The sequence below is a fragment of the Kitasatospora albolonga genome (assembly GCF_039535905.1).
Lineage (GTDB): Bacteria > Actinomycetota > Actinomycetes > Streptomycetales > Streptomycetaceae > Kitasatospora > Kitasatospora albolonga.
In genome coordinates this window covers 38,912-53,378 of sequence record NZ_BAAAYB010000036.1, presented here as the reverse complement: position 1 = coordinate 53,378, position 14,467 = coordinate 38,912, and the positions used below count along the sequence as shown (strand labels likewise).

Here is a 14,467-nt window from a genome sequence, read left to right as displayed (position 1 = left end):
TTGGTGGCCCCGCAACGGGGCTCCCGACCTCCGGCTCGGCATGACTGTTCCCCCCTGCAGTTCGCACGACCCGGGGGGGTGTCGCCGAGCCGGAGGCACCGGTAGACCGCTGATAGGGGCAGGACAACCAGCTCGCTGGGAGGCTCTTCGAAACGCGGATGCCGGCGACCGGTGCCACGCCAACGAGGCCGGGACAGCACGACCTCATGCGGGGCCGGCGTGATCGACACCGGAGATGTGGACGTCTTCCTCCGCCCGGACATCGGCAAGGGCGACACCACGGCACCGCCCTGACCCCGGCCGGCAAACGGGTCTTCGACAAGCGGCTACCAAACAGCGAACCCAAGATGCGGGCCATGCTGGACAAGCTCACCGCCAAGCACGGCACCGCCCGGGTCGTCGTCGACCAGCCCGCCTCCATCGGCGCCCTGCCACCGGCGGTCGCCCGAGACGCAGGTGCCGTGTCGCCTACCTGCCGGCTCCCTGCGGTCCCTCCTCGACCAGCGCAAGCTCCTGGAGAAGCGGATCCAGGAACTGCTGGACGAGCACCCCGGCGACGCGAGCGCGTTCCCGACCTCCGCGGCAAGAAGCAGCTGCAACGGGCGCTCTTCCTGGCCGCGTTCGCCTCACTCAGGGCAAGCGGCACACCCTTGCTCTTCTCCGCCTGGCCAGGCGCCGGGTCGACGTCCTGTTCGCCATGCTCCGCGACGGGACCTTCTACGAACCCCGGCCTGCTGGGTCAGGTGGCTGAACCGCCGAGAACCCGCCTTGCTTCAGCCCACAGCTTCTCGAACTCCTCCGCAGCGATCTCGGCTGCCTGGGGCTGGTCCTGCCAGCCCTCCGTGGGGCCCTCGGCGAGCACTCCGTACTGCCGTTCATAGCGGCCCATCGCGGCAAGGTCGGCGTGATCACGAAGGTGCATCACCTGCGCCAGGGAGGCAGCCACCACCGGACGGGAGTCTTCGCCCCGGACCTCGATCTGACGCGCAGCCAAGCCCTCATCATCGGCCTCGAAGTACAGCCACAGGTCTTCGTCGTCGTAGTAGGTGCGGAACCAGGTCGTCATGTCGCCATCCTGACCTACGAGCCTGACCAAACACATAGGGGCACCCCCGGGGGCATCACGCCCGGTCAGTCAGTGCCGAGGTGGATGGTCGCACCGTCCGGCGCCTCGTGAACCTTCTGTGCGACGGGACCGCGGATCCGCATGGCGAGTGCGGCATCCTTCACCGCAAGGTTCTCGAACTCGTACGTACCGCCCATGACGAAGAACCGCAGCGGAATCAACCGTTCGTTCGGTTCGAGCGGGCCGTTCTCCTTCTGGAACGCGTACGAGAAGGCATTGACCCCGTTGACGTCCGGATCGTCGAGCAGCCACGCCGCCCAGTCCTCGAGGCTGGTACCGATCACTCCCACCTCGGCCGTCTCGGGGTCGAACCGGACGACCTCCGTACCACCCATGACGGCGAACTGGGCACCGAAGAGGTCCTGGGCGAAGCAGAACAGGTCGTCCGCCAGTCCGTTGTAGGAGTCCTTCCACAGCTCCTCCGTGTTCCAGGCGAGCATGTCGTGGCCGAGTCCTTCGTCTCCCACCCGGAAGACCTGCACACCGCCGTTGAACAGGTAGAAGCCGTTCATCCGCGTGATCAGCCGACCGAGCTCGACCAGCGGTCCGTTCTCCACGCCGAAATCCAGATCGATCTCCGGACCCATCGGCCCACGGGCTCGGCCCATCAGCTGGTCGAGGGCGCTGTGCGTCATGCGTTCTTCTCCGCTGCTTCGGGGCCGATCGGCCTGGTCAGGTACTGCTCTCGTACCCGGTCCGAGACGACCAGGCGAAGGACCGGCTGGATGACCGGATCGTCGGGAATGGCATCCCACTTCATGTAGGGCCACCATCGGCCGCGCGCCGCCAGCAGCATCCTCTCACCGCGGACGAGGTCGCCACGCGTGGCGTACCAGCCCGCCATCCACAGGCACGGCGCGTAGCGATCCGGCACCTCACCTGTGGCCTCGACGATTCGGTGCGCCCGCCCGAAGTCGTTGGCCTTGGTCAGGGCCTGCCACAGGGCGTACTTACCCTGGTCGTCCAACGACCCGTAGTCGCATGCCACCAGCTGCTCTGCTTCCTCGTCCAGCGGCACCGACGGACCACCCCACGCGAAGTGGCTCGGCAGCAGTTCCTCGACCGGACGGTTCGTCAGCTCGCCTGCCAACCAGGACAGCTCGTCCGCGAGGACAGATCCCTCTGGAAGGCGGTCGACCGCCGCCAGGAGGCGGGGCCCAGCCGGCTGGCCCGCGTGCAGCTCGGCAGCCAGGAACACCGTTGTGAAAGGAACGTCCTGGTCGCACAACTCGGCCCCAAGCGGGCCGTCCTTGGCGATGAGCTGCTCGACCAGCGTCGCGGCCTCGGCGAAGCGGTCGTGCCAGGAGAGCACCTGGATCGCGGCGGCAGTAGCCTCCCAGGCCTCGGACCGGTCACCGTCCGGTTGCTTCGCCAGACTCATCAGGTCCGGCAGGACCTCGTCGAACCGCCCATGACGGGCTCGGGAGACCAGCTTCTCGGCAGCGTTCACGACGGTCCTCTCACTGGCTAACGTCTGGCCCTGATTCTGACCCGCGCTCCTTCGGGCAGACCGCGGACCGCGCTGCCCATGCTCGAGCCCGAACCCGTGTTGTCGCTGCTCGGTATGTACTTTACGCTGGCGCCCTTTCCTCCCTCCTTGTACATCGCCGGTGGGTACTCATCTCGGTCGTCCGGCGGACGCGTCGCTATTCCGCGTAGCGAGTCCTCCCGGTTGCCGTCGGCTCCTGGCCGGTCGATGGTCAGGATCGAAGGCTTCGGCTGCCCTTGTCGCGACCTGTCGCCCCGCCAGACCTGACCCTGCTGAGCTTCCTCGATGTGATCGGCCGACTCCGGATAACGGGAGCGCGGAATCACCATCTCGGCGTCGTAATCACCCTGAACTCCGAGGTGCCCCGCGATCTCGGTCCGCGCGGCCGCCTGCCTCTTGAGGCGCCCCCGGGCACCCGGCCCGATCTCGCCGTGGTTCTTTGCGATCTTCTCGGCCAGTGCGACGATCTCACGCTTGTGAGCGTCGTCGGCACCGACGATGTGCTCGACGACCTTCTGTGTTCCCTGGCCGGCCTGCCGGTACATGTCGCTCACCGCCCGGCCCGCCTCCTGGCTCAGCGTCCTCCCTATCCGCTGGGCCGCCTCTTCCAGAGCCCTGGCTATCGGATTGCTCAACTGAAGGACACCCCCGAGGCGGCAGCGGCGAAGACCCGGGCGTGACCGGCCACCTGATCGGCGTGCTCGTCGAGCAGCGCGGCGCAGCGCAGCAGTTCCTGCGGGTTGATCCTGAAGCCGCCGCCACCGGAAGCACCGCCACCGCCCGATGAGATCCCGTCCATGGCTGCCTGGACCCCACGGAACACCAAGCCGGTGAGAGCACGCTCCACCACGACTACCAACGGGTCGACCGCCTGCGCGACGAGCATGCCGATGATCTGCTCCTCAACCTCACGGAGGACGGCATTGACGATTCGTTTCTGCGCTTCGCTCAGGGCCACCTCGGCAGCAGCGGCGATGCCCAGGGTCGCCACCGACGCAGCCGTGGCCGCGGCAAGTTCTGCCGCAGCGATGCCCAGTTGCGTGATCACCGCGAGCTTCGCCGCCACAATGGCATCGGCTGCCACGTCCAGCACGATGGCTGAGGCGTTGCAGACCTCGACCAACTCGTCCATGTGGTCAGAGGACATCGTGGTCCAACGTTCCACGAGCCGCTGGTACGACTCGGCCTGGTAGTGCTCCGACATCTGCCGGACGACTGCTGTGGCCGCCTGGTGAGTGCTGTCGATGTCGGACGCGAACCGGCGGACCTGGTCGGCGAACTCCCGGACTCTGTCCTCGTTCACCTCAGGCCAGTTAAAACCGATCAGGTCCATCACCCAAACCAGTTCACCGGGCAGCTCGATCGCCACGGTTCCCCCGCTCTGTAGCCGCCACACGTGTTCGAGCACCCTAGCCTGACCGCCCGGCGAAGCATCAGTCGCCCCCGAACCGCCCCCGGCCGGCCGACGAAAGCAGCGGTGGAGCACGCCCGCGGATCGGCTCGCCGAATCGCGGATCCCTTCGCGGCGAGGCCGGGAGCGGGCATGCTGGTGGGCATGGCGAGCCAACCGACCATGACGGTCGACCAGGTCATCGAACGGATGCGGCAGTTGCGGACGGCGCTGCCCGAGGACGACGGGGTCGCGCGGTTCAACGCGATGTACCTGAGGGTCACGGAGCTGATCGGGGAGCGGCTGACCGCCGGGTTCTTCGACGATCCGGGGTTCATGGCCGAGTTGGACGCGCGGTTCGCCGCGCGGTACCTGGCGGCGGTGGACGCGGCGGCCACCGGCGGCCGGCCGGCGGCGTGCTGGCGGCCGCTGTTCGAGCTGCGGGGGCACCGGGGGATCCACCCGCTGCAGTTCGCCCTCGCCGGGATGAACGCGCACATCGAGAACGACCTGCCGCTCTCCTTGGTGGACACCTGCCGGGCGCTCGGCCGCGAGCCGGAGCGGGTCGAGCGGGACTACCTGCGGGTCAACACCCTGCTGGCCCAGGTCGAGGACCAGGTCCGGGACGAACTCCTCGGCGGCTCGGCCGAGTTGGACCTCGCCGACCCGCTGCTCCACGTCCTGGGCGTCTGGAGCGTCGACCGGGCCCGCGACGCCGCCTGGGCCAGCGCCCTGTCCCTCTGGGAGCTGCGCGGCATCCCCTTCGTCCGCGGCGCCTTCACCGACACCCTGTCCGGCTCGGTCGGCATGGTCAGCCGTGCCCTGCTCACCCCGCTGAACGGCCGCTAGTGCTGCGACCGGGAACGTTCGCCGGGTTGGCGGCGGCGGCACCTGAACCGGTTGGACGAGCGGACATCCAACGGGTGGGGGGCATGGTGGCGGAGCCGGTCAAGGTGCGGAGGCTGACCGACTAGGAGGGCCAGCAGTTACAGCGGATCGTGCGTCGGGGCAGCACGAGTTCGGTGCGCTACCGGCGGGCGATGATGCTGCTGGCGTCGGCCGGCGGGAACCTGGTCCCGGTGATCGCCCAGCTGGTGCGGGCGGACGAGGACACGGTGCGGGATGTCATTCACCGGTTCAATGAGATCGGGCTGGCCTGTCTGGACCCTCGGTGGGGGGAGGCCGTCCCCGCCTGCCCAGTCCTGACGACGAGGACTTCGTCGTCCAGAGGGCCATCACCCGCCCGACCAAGCTCAGGCAGCCCTTCACCCGCTGGTCGATCCGGAAACTGCTCGTCTACTTGTGCAGAGTCCACGGCCGGGTGATCCGGATCGGCTGCGAGGCCCTGCGCTGTCTGCTCGCCAGATGGGGGCACCTTCCAGCGCACCAGGACCTGGAAGGAGTCAACCGATCCTGAGTATGACGCCAAGCTCGACCGGATCGAGCACCTGGACCGCTTTCCCGACCGCACCTTCGCGTTCGACGAGTTCGGCCCGCTCGGAATCCGCCCCATCACAGGCAGCTGCTGGGCCGGGCAGGGCCGACCCGACCGGCTGCCGGCGACCCACCACCGCACCCATGGCGTCACCTACTTCCACGGCTGCTACTCGGTCGGCGACGACACTCTGTGGGGCGTCAACCACCGCCGCAAGGGCACCGCGAACACTCTGGTTGCCCTCGGGTCGATACGCGCCGCCCGCCCCGACGGCGCCCCGGTCTACGTGATCCTGGACAACCTCTCCGCCCACAACGGCAAGAAGATCCTGCGCTGGACGAAGAACAACAACGTCCACCTCTGCTTCACGCCCACCAACGCGTCCTGGGCCAACCCGATAGAGGCGCACCTCGGACCACTGCGGCAGTTCACCCTCGCCAACCCCAGCCATCCGAACCACCCGGTCCAGACCCGCGCGCTGCACGCCCACCTGCGCTGGCGCAATGCCAACGCCCGCCGCCCCGGCCTCCTGGCCGCCCAGCGCAAGGAGCGCGCCCGCGTCCGCAGCGAGAAGAACCTGCGCTGGGGCGGGCGGGCGGCGGCCTGATCAGCCCCCGACGTTCAGCGTCGCGCACTCCTCGACGCCCAGAGCGGCCAACACGCTCCGGAGCCGCTCCAAGGCCGCGTCCCGGTCCAGACCCGGCTCGATCTCCAAGTCGAGATGGCAACGTCCCATGCCGCCGCCGGCTCCCGTGATCTCGCCATCGGCGCCGAACGCGGCATCCAGCGCCTCCTCGACCTCGTCCCGGTCGATCGGCAGACCCACGAAGACGATCTCAATGAACACCGCAGTCCTCCGCTCCAATCCGGCGAACCATACCGGTCAGAGCACTAGGCGGCTTCTGGCCGCAGGAGCGCACCGGCAGCCGAACGGCCGGCCGCCCCCGCGAGGGGGTGACCGGCCGTCAGGATCGAGCGGGTCAGGCCCAGCTGGAGTGCAGCGGCTTGCCCTCGGCGTAGCCGGCGGCGCTCTGGACGCCGATGATCGCCTTCTCGTGGAAGTCCTCGAGGCTGCGGGCGCCGGCGTAGGTGCAGGAGCTGCGGACGCCGGCCACGATCGAGTCGATCAGGTCCTCGACGCCGGGGCGGGCCGGGTCGATGAACATCCGGGAGGTGGAGATGCCCTCCTCGAAGAGCGCCTTGCGGGCGCGGTCGTAGGCCGACTCCTCGGAGGTGCGGTTGCGCACGGCACGGGCCGAGGCCATGCCGAAGCTCTCCTTGTACTGGCGGCCGTCGGCGGCGGTGTGCAGGTCGCCCGGGGACTCGTAGGTCCCGGCGAACCAGGAGCCGATCATCACGTTGGAGGCACCGGCGGCCAGGGCCATCGCCACGTCGCGCGGGTGGCGGACGCCACCGTCGGCCCAGACGTGCTTGCCGAGCCTGCGCGCCTCGGCGGCGCACTCCAGCACGGCGGAGAACTGCGGGCGGCCCACGCCGGTCATCATCCGGGTGGTGCACATGGCGCCGGGGCCGACACCGACCTTGAGGATGTCCGCACCGGCCTCGACGAGGTCGCGGACGCCGGCGGCGGAGACCACGTTGCCCGCCACGATCGGGATCTGCGGGTCGAGGCCGCGGACCGCGCGCAGCGCGCTGATCATCGACTCCTGGTGGCCGTGCGCGGTGTCGACCACCAGCACGTCGGCCCCGGCCTCGATGAGCGCCTTGGCCTTGCCGGCCACGTCGCCGTTGATGCCGACGGTGGCGGCGATCCGCAGCTTGCCGGCGGCGTCGGCGGCGGGGGTGTAGAGGGTGGCGCGGAGCGCGTTCTTGCGGGTCAGGATGCCGACCAGGGTGCCGTCGGCGGCGACCACGGGGGCCAGCTTGCGGTGGGCCTCGTTGAGCTTCTCGAACGCGGCGCGCGGGTCGATGCCCTCCTCCAGCAGGAGCAGGTCACGGCTCATCACCTCGGAGAGGCTGGTGAACCGGTCCACGCCCTGGCAGTCGGACTCGGTGACCACGCCGACCGGCTTGCCCTGCTCGACCACCACGAGCGCGTTGTGCGCGCGCTTGGGGAGCAGGGAGAGGGCGTCGGCGACGGTGTCGCCGGGGCTCAGGGTGAGCGCGGTGTCGTGGACGAGGTGACGCTGCTTCACCCAGCCGATGACCTCGGAGATGACCTCGGTGGGGATGTCCTGCGGGATGGCGACCAGGCCGCCGCGGCGGGCGACGGTCTCGGCCATCCGGCGGCCGGCGATGGCGGTCATGTTGGCGACCACGAGCGGGATGGTGGTGCCGCTGCCGTCGTTCGAGGAGAGGTCCACGGCCTGCCGGGAGCCCACTGCGGAGCGACTGGGGACCATGAAGACGTCGTCGTACGTGAGGTCGTAGGCGGGCGACTGGTCGTTCAGGAAGCGCATGAAAGGGGCTCTCTGGCTGGGGGGAGGTACACCTCGGGTGCTGTAGCGGTCAGACCGCAGGGCGCCCTCGGGCGCCCCGCACCCAACCGTCAATGCTGACCGATACCCAGGTCGAAAGCCAGTTCACGCGGAATCGTTGAAGATCTCCACAAGCTCGCCCGGGAAGCGTAGTCACACCCTTGGAGGAACCTACAGACGGGCAGCTCGGGGCGGATCAGTAGCCGCGCCAGTGGCTCCCGTAGCCGCGGGCGCCGGCCATCTTGTCCATGCCGCCGTAGACCGCGTCGCAGTAGCGCGAGCTGGCGATCAGGTTGTCGACCGGGTTGTAGATGTCGGTGTGGCCGGGCAGCGCGTAGGCCTTGAAGGTCGGCTTGATCATCTGGGTCAGGCCGATCGAGGGGGTGCCGGCGGCGGCGTTGGAGTCCCAGCCGTTGGTGGCCTTCGGGTTGCCGGTGGACTCGGCCATGGCGGTGGCGTACATCGCGCGGTACGAGGGGACCGGCTTGCCGGCGGCGGCCAGCACGTCGCGGGCCTCCTTGATCCAGCCGTCCAGGTTGTTCGCGTACGTCGGCGCGGCGGGGGCGGCGGGCGCGGCCTGCTGCTGCGCCTCGGCCGGGGCCTGCTGGGCCTGGTCCTGGCCCTGCTGGTTCTGGTCCTGCGCCGGGGCGGCCTGCTCGGCCGGGCCGGCGGCGGGGGCGGGGGCGGCGACCAGCTGCGTGGCACCGGCGGGCGAGGCCACCGCCTGGGCCACCGGGGCGCCGATGCTCAGGGCCACCGCGCCGGCGATCCCGAGGCCGAGCACCTTGTTGGGCAGCCGGTCGTAGCGTATTCGGGTCCGGCGGTGGCGGTTCTGGGTGTTCGCGGACATGGCGGAGTACCTCCGGGAAGGGGTGGGTTTCGGGCGCCGCACCTCGGGGCGCTCTTCGAGACTGCGCGAGCCCCACCCGCCCGGGCAAGCTCCGCCGTCCCGCGTGACCCACTCCACAACGGGCCCCAACTCCCGCCCCCGAAGGGCAGGGTGACGCCCCCTCAGGCGACCTGACGGCCGGCCTGTGAAGGACGTCACCCGCGCCGAGGGGCCCCTTCCTCCGTGACCTTCGCCTCTCCCGGCCCTACTTCGTCACCCTGCGGTGAAGCGGCCACCACACCGCGTCCCCCAGGTCGCGGACCAGCGCCGGCACCAGCAGCGAGCGGACGAGCAGGGTGTCGAGCAGCACTCCGAAGGCGACGATGAACGCGATCTGGGCCAGGAAGGCGAGCGGGATCACGCCCAGCGCGGCGAAGGTCGCGGCCAGCACCACCCCGGCCGAGGTGATCACCCCGCCGGTCGCGGTCAGGCCACGCAGCACGCCCTCCCGGGTGCCGTGACGCAGCGACTCCTCCCGCACCCGGGTCATCAGGAAGATGTTGTAGTCCACCCCGAGGGCGACCAGGAAGACGTAGCCGTAGAGGGGGACGGAGGGGTCGGTGGCCTGGAAGCCGAAGACGTGCGGGAAGACCAGCGCGCTGACCCCCAGCGTGGCCAGGTAGGAGAGGAGGACGGTGGCGGCCAGCAGCACCGGGGCGAGCAGCGAGCGCAGCAGCAGGACCAGGACGACCAGGATGCAGAGCAGCACGGCCGGGACGATCACCCGGCGGTCGTGGGCGGCGGTGGTGCGGGTGTCGTACTGCTGGGCGGTGTAGCCGCCGACCCGGGCCGAGGCCTCCGGCACGGCGTGCACGGCGTCCCGCAGCTGCCGCACCGTGCGGACGGCGGCGTCGCTGTCGGCCGGGTCCGCGAGGGTGGCGTCCAGCCGGACCAGGCCGTCGACCTCCCGGACCGGACCGCCCGGACCGCCCGGACCGCCCGGCGCCCCGCCGGTGTACGGGCGGACGGCGGCGACGCCCGGCACGGTGCGGGCCGCGGCCGCGACCTGGTCCGCCCGGTCGGCGCGCACCGTGATCACGGCCGGATTGCCGGTGCCGCCGGGGAAGTGGGCGGAGAGCAGGCGCTGGGCGGCCACCGAGGGCTGCTCCTTGACGAAGAGCTCGGTCTGCGGGACGCCGCCGGCGTCGAGCAGCGGGGCGAAGGCGGCGCAGGCCGCGAGCGCCACCAGCGAGGCCGCCCAGACGGGCCGGGGACGGCGGCCGACCAACGCGGCCACCCGGTGCCAGACGGGGTGGGCCCCGTCGCCGGCGCGGGTCGGCCGGGCGGGCCAGTAGGCCGCGCGGCCGAGCAGCACCAAGGCGGCGGGCAGGAAGGTGAGCGCGGCGAACACGGCGCAGACGATGCCGATCGCGCCGACGGGACCGAGCGCCTGGTTGTTCGTCAGGTCCGAGAGCAGCAGCACCAGCAGTCCGAGCGCGACGGTCGCGCCGGAGGCCAGCACCGGTTCCAGCGAGCGTCGCCACGCGGTCCGCATCGCGGCGAACCGGTCGGCGTGGAGCGGGAGTTCCTCGCGGTAGCGGGCGGCGATCAGCAGCGCGTAGTCGGTGGCGGCGCCGATCACCAGGATCGACAGCAGACCCTGCACCTGGCCGTCCACCCGGACCACGCCGTGGTCGGCCAGCAGGTAGACCAGGGCACAGGCCACCGCCAGGGCGAACACCGCCGAGACGATCACCAGCAGCGGCAGCACCAGGCTGCGGTAGACCGCGAGCAGGATGACCAGCACCACGCCGAGGGCCACCGCGAGCAGCAGCCCGTCGATCCCGGCGAACGCGCCGGAGAGATCGGCCAGCACCGCGGCGGGCCCGGCCACGCCCGCCGTCGTGCCCGGTACGGCGTCGGCGAGCTCGCGGATCCGGGCGATGCTCTCCTTGGTCTCCTTGCCGAGGTCGGCGCGGAGCTGCACCACGCCCTGCACGGCCCGGCCGTCGGCCGAGTCCAGCAGGGGCGAGGCCTGCCCGGTGGCCCCGGGGACGGCAGCCGCGGCGGCGAGCGCGGAGGCGGCGGCGTCCCGGACGGGGCCCTCGACCCGCCCCTCGGGGGTGCGGGTCTCCCAGACCAGCACCACGGGGAGCGTGGTGCCGGTCTGGAAGCGTGCGGCCAGCCGGGCCACTTCGGTGGACTCGGCGGAGCGCGGCAGGAACGCCGCGCCGTCGTTGGTGGAGACCTCGGAGAGGCGGCCGGCGTAGGAGCCGAAGGCTCCGCCGAGGCCGAGCCAGCAGACCAGGAGCAGGACGGGGATCACGAGTCGTCGGTAGCGCACGGCGGGAGGATATCTCAATCATTGAGAGATATCACCGGCGGCCCGGCGGCTAGGGTGGGAGCCCCCGATCACGGAAGGCCGTCTTGTCCGAGCACGCCCCCTCCCCCGACAGCCGGGCCTTCGCCCTGCAACTCCAGGCGCTGGCCGCCGAGATGAACCTGCTGAGCCACGACTTCGCCGCCGCGCAGGGCCTGCACACCACCGACGTGCAGGCCCTGCTGGCGGTCGTCCGGGCCGCAGGCACCGAGGGGGACGCCGGCATGACGCCCGGGCGGCTGCGGACGGAGCTGGCGCTCACCTCCGGCGCGGTGAGCGCCTGCCTGGACCGGCTGGAGCGCGCCGGGCACGTCGAACGGAGCCGCGACGAGGCCGACGGCCGCCAGGTGAGGGTCCGCCACCGGCCGGGCGCGGCCAAGCTGGCGGGCAGCTGGTTCCGGCCAGTGGCGGAGCGCACCGAGCGGGTCCGGTCCGAGTTCGGGCCCGAGGAGCAGGCGGTGGTCTCCCGTTTCCTGGCCCGGATCACCGAGGAACTGGAGGACCTGCGGACCGAACGGCGCGCTCCCGGGCCGAGCTGAGCACGGCCCGGGGAGCGGACGTTCCGTCAGGAGGCGGGCATCAGCACGGTGTCGATGATGTAGACGGTGGCGTTGGCGGTCTGCACGTTGCCGCAGAGCACCTTGGCGTTGGAGTTGACGGTGAAGTCCTGGCCGCCGCCGCTGACCGTGAGGTCGGTGCCCTGGAGGGTCTTGTGCGTCCCGGCCAGGTTGGTCGGGGTCAGGCGGTCCGGGGTGACGTGGTAGGTCAGGATCGAGGTGAGCTTGGCCTTGTCGGCCAGCACCGCGTCCAGGGTCTCCTTCGGGATCTTGGCGAAGGCGTCGTTGGTGGGCGCGAAGACGGTGATGTTGCTCGCCGAGTTGAGGGTGTCCACGAGCCCGGCCTGCTTGACCGCCGTCACCAGGGTGGACAGCAGCGGGTTGTTGGAGGCGGCGGTGGCCACCGGGTCCTTCGCCATGCCGGTGAAGCTGCCCGCGCCGTCCTTCGGGACCGCCGCGCAGGCGGTGCCGAACGGGGCGTCCGCCGCCATCGCGGTGCTGCCGGACGACGATGATGCCGAACTGGACGGCGTGGTCGAGGACTTGACCGCCGAGTCGGAGTCGCTGCCGCAGGCGGTCAGGCCGAACATCAGGGTGCCGACGGCCAGCAGGGCGGCGACGGAGGTGAGGCGGGAGTTGGTGCGGATGGACATGGTCCTGGCTCCTTGGTTCATCGTGATGGGTCGTTGGATGGCATGGGGGTGCCGTCCGGCCGACTCGCCTTCCGGGCGGGCGGCCGCTGCGGCGGGGATCTTCAGGTGACCCGGACCACCGTGCTGTGCCAGCCGGTGGCGCCGGACGGATAGGGGGTGGCGCGGGCCTCCGGCTGCGTGGTGCCGGTGCCGTCGGTGGCCCGCACCTCCAGCCGGTGGGTGCCCGGACGGGCGTCGCGCCAGGTGTGGGACCACTGCCGCCAGAGGTCGGGCCCGCCGTCGGCGGCGAGCTCGGCCACGGCCCACGGGCCGCCGTCCACCCTCAACTCCACGGCGGCGACGCCCCGGTGGGTGGCCCAGGCGGTGCCGGCCACGGTGACGTCACCGGCCGGGACCTTGGCGAACGGGGCCGGGACCTCGATCCGGGAGGCGGTGCGGACCTCACCGGTGCGGTCCCATCCGCGCTTGGCCCAGTACGGGTCGCGGGCGGCGAAGGTGGTGACCTCCAGGTCCACCAGCCACTTGGTCGCGGAGGTGTAGCCGTAGAAGCCGGGCACCACCGTCCGGCACGGGAAGCCGTGCGCGAGCGGCAGCGGGGCACCGTCCATCGCCACCGCGAGCAGCGCCGGGCGGCCGTCGAGCACCTGGGCGAGCGGGGTACCGATGGTCATGCCCTCGCGTGAACGGCCGAGCAACTGGTCGGCGCCGGGCCGCACTCCGACGCGGCGCAGCAGGGCGGGCAGCGAGGCGCCGAGCCAACGGGTGGTGGAGACGTAGGGGCCGCCGACCTCGTTGGAGACGCAGGAGAGGGTGTGGTCGAGCTCCTCCAGGGGCAGGCGGAGCAGCTCCTCGTAGCTCAGCTCCAAGGGTCGGTCGACCAGCCCGTGCAGGCGCAGGCTCCAGCGGCGCGGGTCGATCCGGGGGACGGAGAGGGCGGTGTCGACGCGGTAGAAGTCCCGGGCGGGGGTGAGGAAGGAGGAGAGCCCGGGGACGTCGGGGTGCACCCCGGCGGGCAGCGGCCGGGCCCGGACGGCGGGGGCGGGCAGCCGTACGGCGTCCCTCAGCGCGGACACGTCGCCGCGCCGCCCACCGATCACCCGACCGCCGTACCCCGCCGTCAGGCCCACCAGCGCCGTCCCGGCGGTGGCCAGCAACACCGTCCGCCGCGACGGACCGCCGGGCCGGGGAGCCACCCCGGGCCCGGACGGACCGTCAGCACCGGGCGTGCCGTCGGTCCCGGACGGGCCGTCAGCACCGGACGGACCGTCGGTCCCGGACCGGCCGTCGAGCGCCGACATGCGGTCGGCCGGGCCCGAGGCCGACGGAGCGGGAGCCGATGCGGCAACCGTGGCAGAAGCCGCATCGACACCCTCCCCGCCGGTCCGGCCGTCTGCCGGAGCCCCGCCCGGGCCGGCGGCCGGACCGGCGCCCGTACCGCCGCCGTCCGCCGCACGGCCCCGGTCCCGGTCCCGGTCCGCCCCGGCCGGGCCGTCGGCATCCGCAGCCGGCCGCCCGGACCGCACCTCCCCCGGGACCTCCCCCGGCCCTCCGGCCGGGGTGCCGGCCGCAGCGACGGCGGAGCGGGCGCGCAGCAGTGTGCCCAACCAGTACACGGCCGCAGCACCCACCGCGCCCGCCGCCGCCGCGGGCAGGGCGTCGACCCCGGCGCTCTCCGGACGGGACAGCGCCGCCCAGGCGCCGACCGCGCCGAAGGCCGCGAAGACCGCGGCCCCCGCCGCCGGGCGGCGCACCGCGAGCAGGCCCGCCAGGACCGCCAGAGCGGCCACCGTGAGCAGGATCCCGCCGATCAGCACCGGTTTGTCGTTGGTGCCGAAGGTCCGCACGGCGTACTCCTTGAGCGGAGTCGGCGTCAGGTCGATCGCCGCCGATCCGACCGCGAGCACCGGCGCTCCGGCGGGTCCGGTGAACGCGGCCGTCAACTCGCCGGCGCCGACCGCCGCGCAGGCGGACGCGAGCCCGACCGCCCCGGCCGGGACGGCCCGGCGCACCGCGCCCGCCGTCGGCCGGCCGAAGCGGCGCCCGGCGTGGCGCCCGGGATGACCGCCGGGCCGGCGGTCACCGGGCCGACGGTCACCGGGTCGTCGTCCTGCTGCTCCTGTGCTCACATCCGGCATTCGGGGCCGCCCGTGCCCCGGATGGGTCACCGTTG

Annotated in this window: 13 protein-coding genes and 3 pseudogenes; 5 read left to right on the top strand and 11 right to left on the bottom strand. The window is 72.0% G+C overall.

Annotated features, from left to right (window positions below; all coding sequences use genetic code 11):
* Window positions 1-219: 219 nt before the first annotated feature.
* Together ABD946_RS09360 and ABD946_RS09355 are read left to right on the top strand one after the other, a co-directional pair.
* Window positions 220-478, top strand: a pseudogene (locus ABD946_RS09360) (IS110 family transposase); the annotation flags it as partial.
* 91 nt (window positions 479-569) lie between these two features.
* Window positions 570-751 (top strand): annotated as a pseudogene (locus tag ABD946_RS09355) (IS110 family transposase); the annotation flags it as partial.
* On the opposite strand, the gene ABD946_RS09350 reads toward ABD946_RS09355, so the two are convergent.
* From ABD946_RS09350 to ABD946_RS09330, 5 genes are all read right to left on the bottom strand, one after another.
* Entirely contained in the window at window positions 740-1,066 is a 327-nt protein-coding gene (locus ABD946_RS09350) for a hypothetical protein (RefSeq protein ID WP_345281888.1), read from the bottom strand. The pseudogene ABD946_RS09355 and the gene ABD946_RS09350 overlap by 12 nt on opposite strands.
* Before the next feature lie 65 nt (window positions 1,067-1,131).
* On the bottom strand, window positions 1,132-1,761 hold the full coding sequence (locus tag ABD946_RS09345) for an SMI1/KNR4 family protein (protein ID WP_345281886.1): 630 nt from the start codon (window positions 1,759-1,761) through the stop codon (window positions 1,132-1,134).
* Window positions 1,758-2,576, bottom strand: coding sequence for a hypothetical protein (locus ABD946_RS09340; protein ID WP_345281884.1), 819 nt, complete (start codon window positions 2,574-2,576; stop codon window positions 1,758-1,760). Before ABD946_RS09340 ends, ABD946_RS09345 begins: the two co-directional genes overlap by 4 nt.
* A 17-nt stretch (window positions 2,577-2,593) precedes the next feature.
* Complete coding sequence (locus ABD946_RS09335; RefSeq protein WP_345281882.1) at window positions 2,594-3,250, bottom strand: NucA/NucB deoxyribonuclease domain-containing protein; 657 nt, start codon at window positions 3,248-3,250, stop codon at window positions 2,594-2,596.
* A complete protein-coding gene (locus tag ABD946_RS09330) occupies window positions 3,247-3,984 on the bottom strand; it encodes a WXG100-like domain-containing protein (protein WP_345281880.1) in 738 nt (245 codons plus the stop codon). The genes ABD946_RS09335 and ABD946_RS09330 overlap by 4 nt, the downstream gene beginning before the upstream one ends.
* Before the next feature lie 186 nt (window positions 3,985-4,170).
* Here ABD946_RS09330 and ABD946_RS09325 point away from each other — a divergent pair, with 186 nt between their 5' ends.
* Together ABD946_RS09325 and ABD946_RS09320 are read left to right on the top strand one after the other, a co-directional pair.
* Complete coding sequence (locus ABD946_RS09325; RefSeq protein WP_345281878.1) at window positions 4,171-4,854, top strand: DUF5995 family protein; 684 nt, start codon at window positions 4,171-4,173, stop codon at window positions 4,852-4,854.
* A 146-nt stretch (window positions 4,855-5,000) separates the two neighbouring features.
* A pseudogene (locus ABD946_RS09320) lies at window positions 5,001-6,047 on the top strand (IS630 family transposase).
* Here the strand turns inward: ABD946_RS09320 and ABD946_RS09315 are convergent.
* From ABD946_RS09315 to ABD946_RS09300, 4 genes are all read right to left on the bottom strand, one after another.
* A complete protein-coding gene (locus ABD946_RS09315) occupies window positions 6,048-6,287 on the bottom strand; it encodes a hypothetical protein (protein WP_345281876.1) in 240 nt (79 codons plus the stop codon).
* Window positions 6,288-6,420: 133 nt separating this feature from the next.
* Window positions 6,421-7,860: a GuaB1 family IMP dehydrogenase-related protein gene (locus ABD946_RS09310; protein WP_345281874.1), complete on the bottom strand. Its 1,440-nt coding sequence runs from the start codon at window positions 7,858-7,860 to the stop codon at window positions 6,421-6,423.
* Window positions 7,861-8,074: 214 nt separating this feature from the next.
* On the bottom strand, window positions 8,075-8,728 hold the full coding sequence (locus ABD946_RS09305) for a transglycosylase SLT domain-containing protein (RefSeq protein ID WP_345281872.1): 654 nt from the start codon (window positions 8,726-8,728) through the stop codon (window positions 8,075-8,077).
* A gap of 244 nt (window positions 8,729-8,972) precedes the next feature.
* Window positions 8,973-11,051 carry an MMPL family transporter gene (locus ABD946_RS09300; RefSeq protein ID WP_345281870.1) on the bottom strand — a complete coding sequence of 693 codons (2,079 nt, stop codon included), beginning with the start codon at window positions 11,049-11,051 and terminating at the stop codon, window positions 8,973-8,975.
* An 83-nt stretch (window positions 11,052-11,134) separates the two neighbouring features.
* Between ABD946_RS09300 and ABD946_RS09295 the strand changes: the two genes are divergently transcribed.
* Window positions 11,135-11,626, top strand: coding sequence for a MarR family winged helix-turn-helix transcriptional regulator (locus tag ABD946_RS09295; protein ID WP_345281868.1), 492 nt, complete (start codon window positions 11,135-11,137; stop codon window positions 11,624-11,626).
* Between the two features lie 26 nt (window positions 11,627-11,652).
* Here the strand turns inward: ABD946_RS09295 and ABD946_RS09290 are convergent, their stop codons facing one another.
* Together ABD946_RS09290 and ABD946_RS09285 are read right to left on the bottom strand one after the other, a co-directional pair.
* Window positions 11,653-12,297, bottom strand: coding sequence for a fasciclin domain-containing protein (locus tag ABD946_RS09290; protein ID WP_380150309.1), 645 nt, complete (start codon window positions 12,295-12,297; stop codon window positions 11,653-11,655).
* Between the two features lie 101 nt (window positions 12,298-12,398).
* Window positions 12,399-14,306 carry a molybdopterin-dependent oxidoreductase gene (locus tag ABD946_RS09285; protein ID WP_345281866.1) on the bottom strand — a complete coding sequence of 636 codons (1,908 nt, stop codon included), beginning with the start codon at window positions 14,304-14,306 and terminating at the stop codon, window positions 12,399-12,401.
* Window positions 14,307-14,467: the final 161 nt, after the last annotated feature.

Bases quoted from the DNA above. Each gene is read 5' to 3' on its own strand.
- ABD946_RS09310 (WP_345281874.1), bottom strand. From the start codon at position 7,860: ATGCGCTTCCTGAACGACCAGTCGCCCGCCTACGACCTCACGTACGAC.
- ABD946_RS09350 (WP_345281888.1), bottom strand. From the start codon at position 1,066: ATGACGACCTGGTTCCGCACCTACTACGACGACGAAGACCTGTGGCTG.
- ABD946_RS09325 (WP_345281878.1), top strand. From the start codon at position 4,171: ATGGCGAGCCAACCGACCATGACGGTCGACCAGGTCATCGAACGGATG.
- ABD946_RS09345 (WP_345281886.1), bottom strand. From the start codon at position 1,761: ATGACGCACAGCGCCCTCGACCAGCTGATGGGCCGAGCCCGTGGGCCG.
- ABD946_RS09305 (WP_345281872.1), bottom strand. From the start codon at position 8,728: ATGTCCGCGAACACCCAGAACCGCCACCGCCGGACCCGAATACGCTAC.
- ABD946_RS09290 (WP_380150309.1), bottom strand. From the start codon at position 12,297: ATGTCCATCCGCACCAACTCCCGCCTCACCTCCGTCGCCGCCCTGCTG.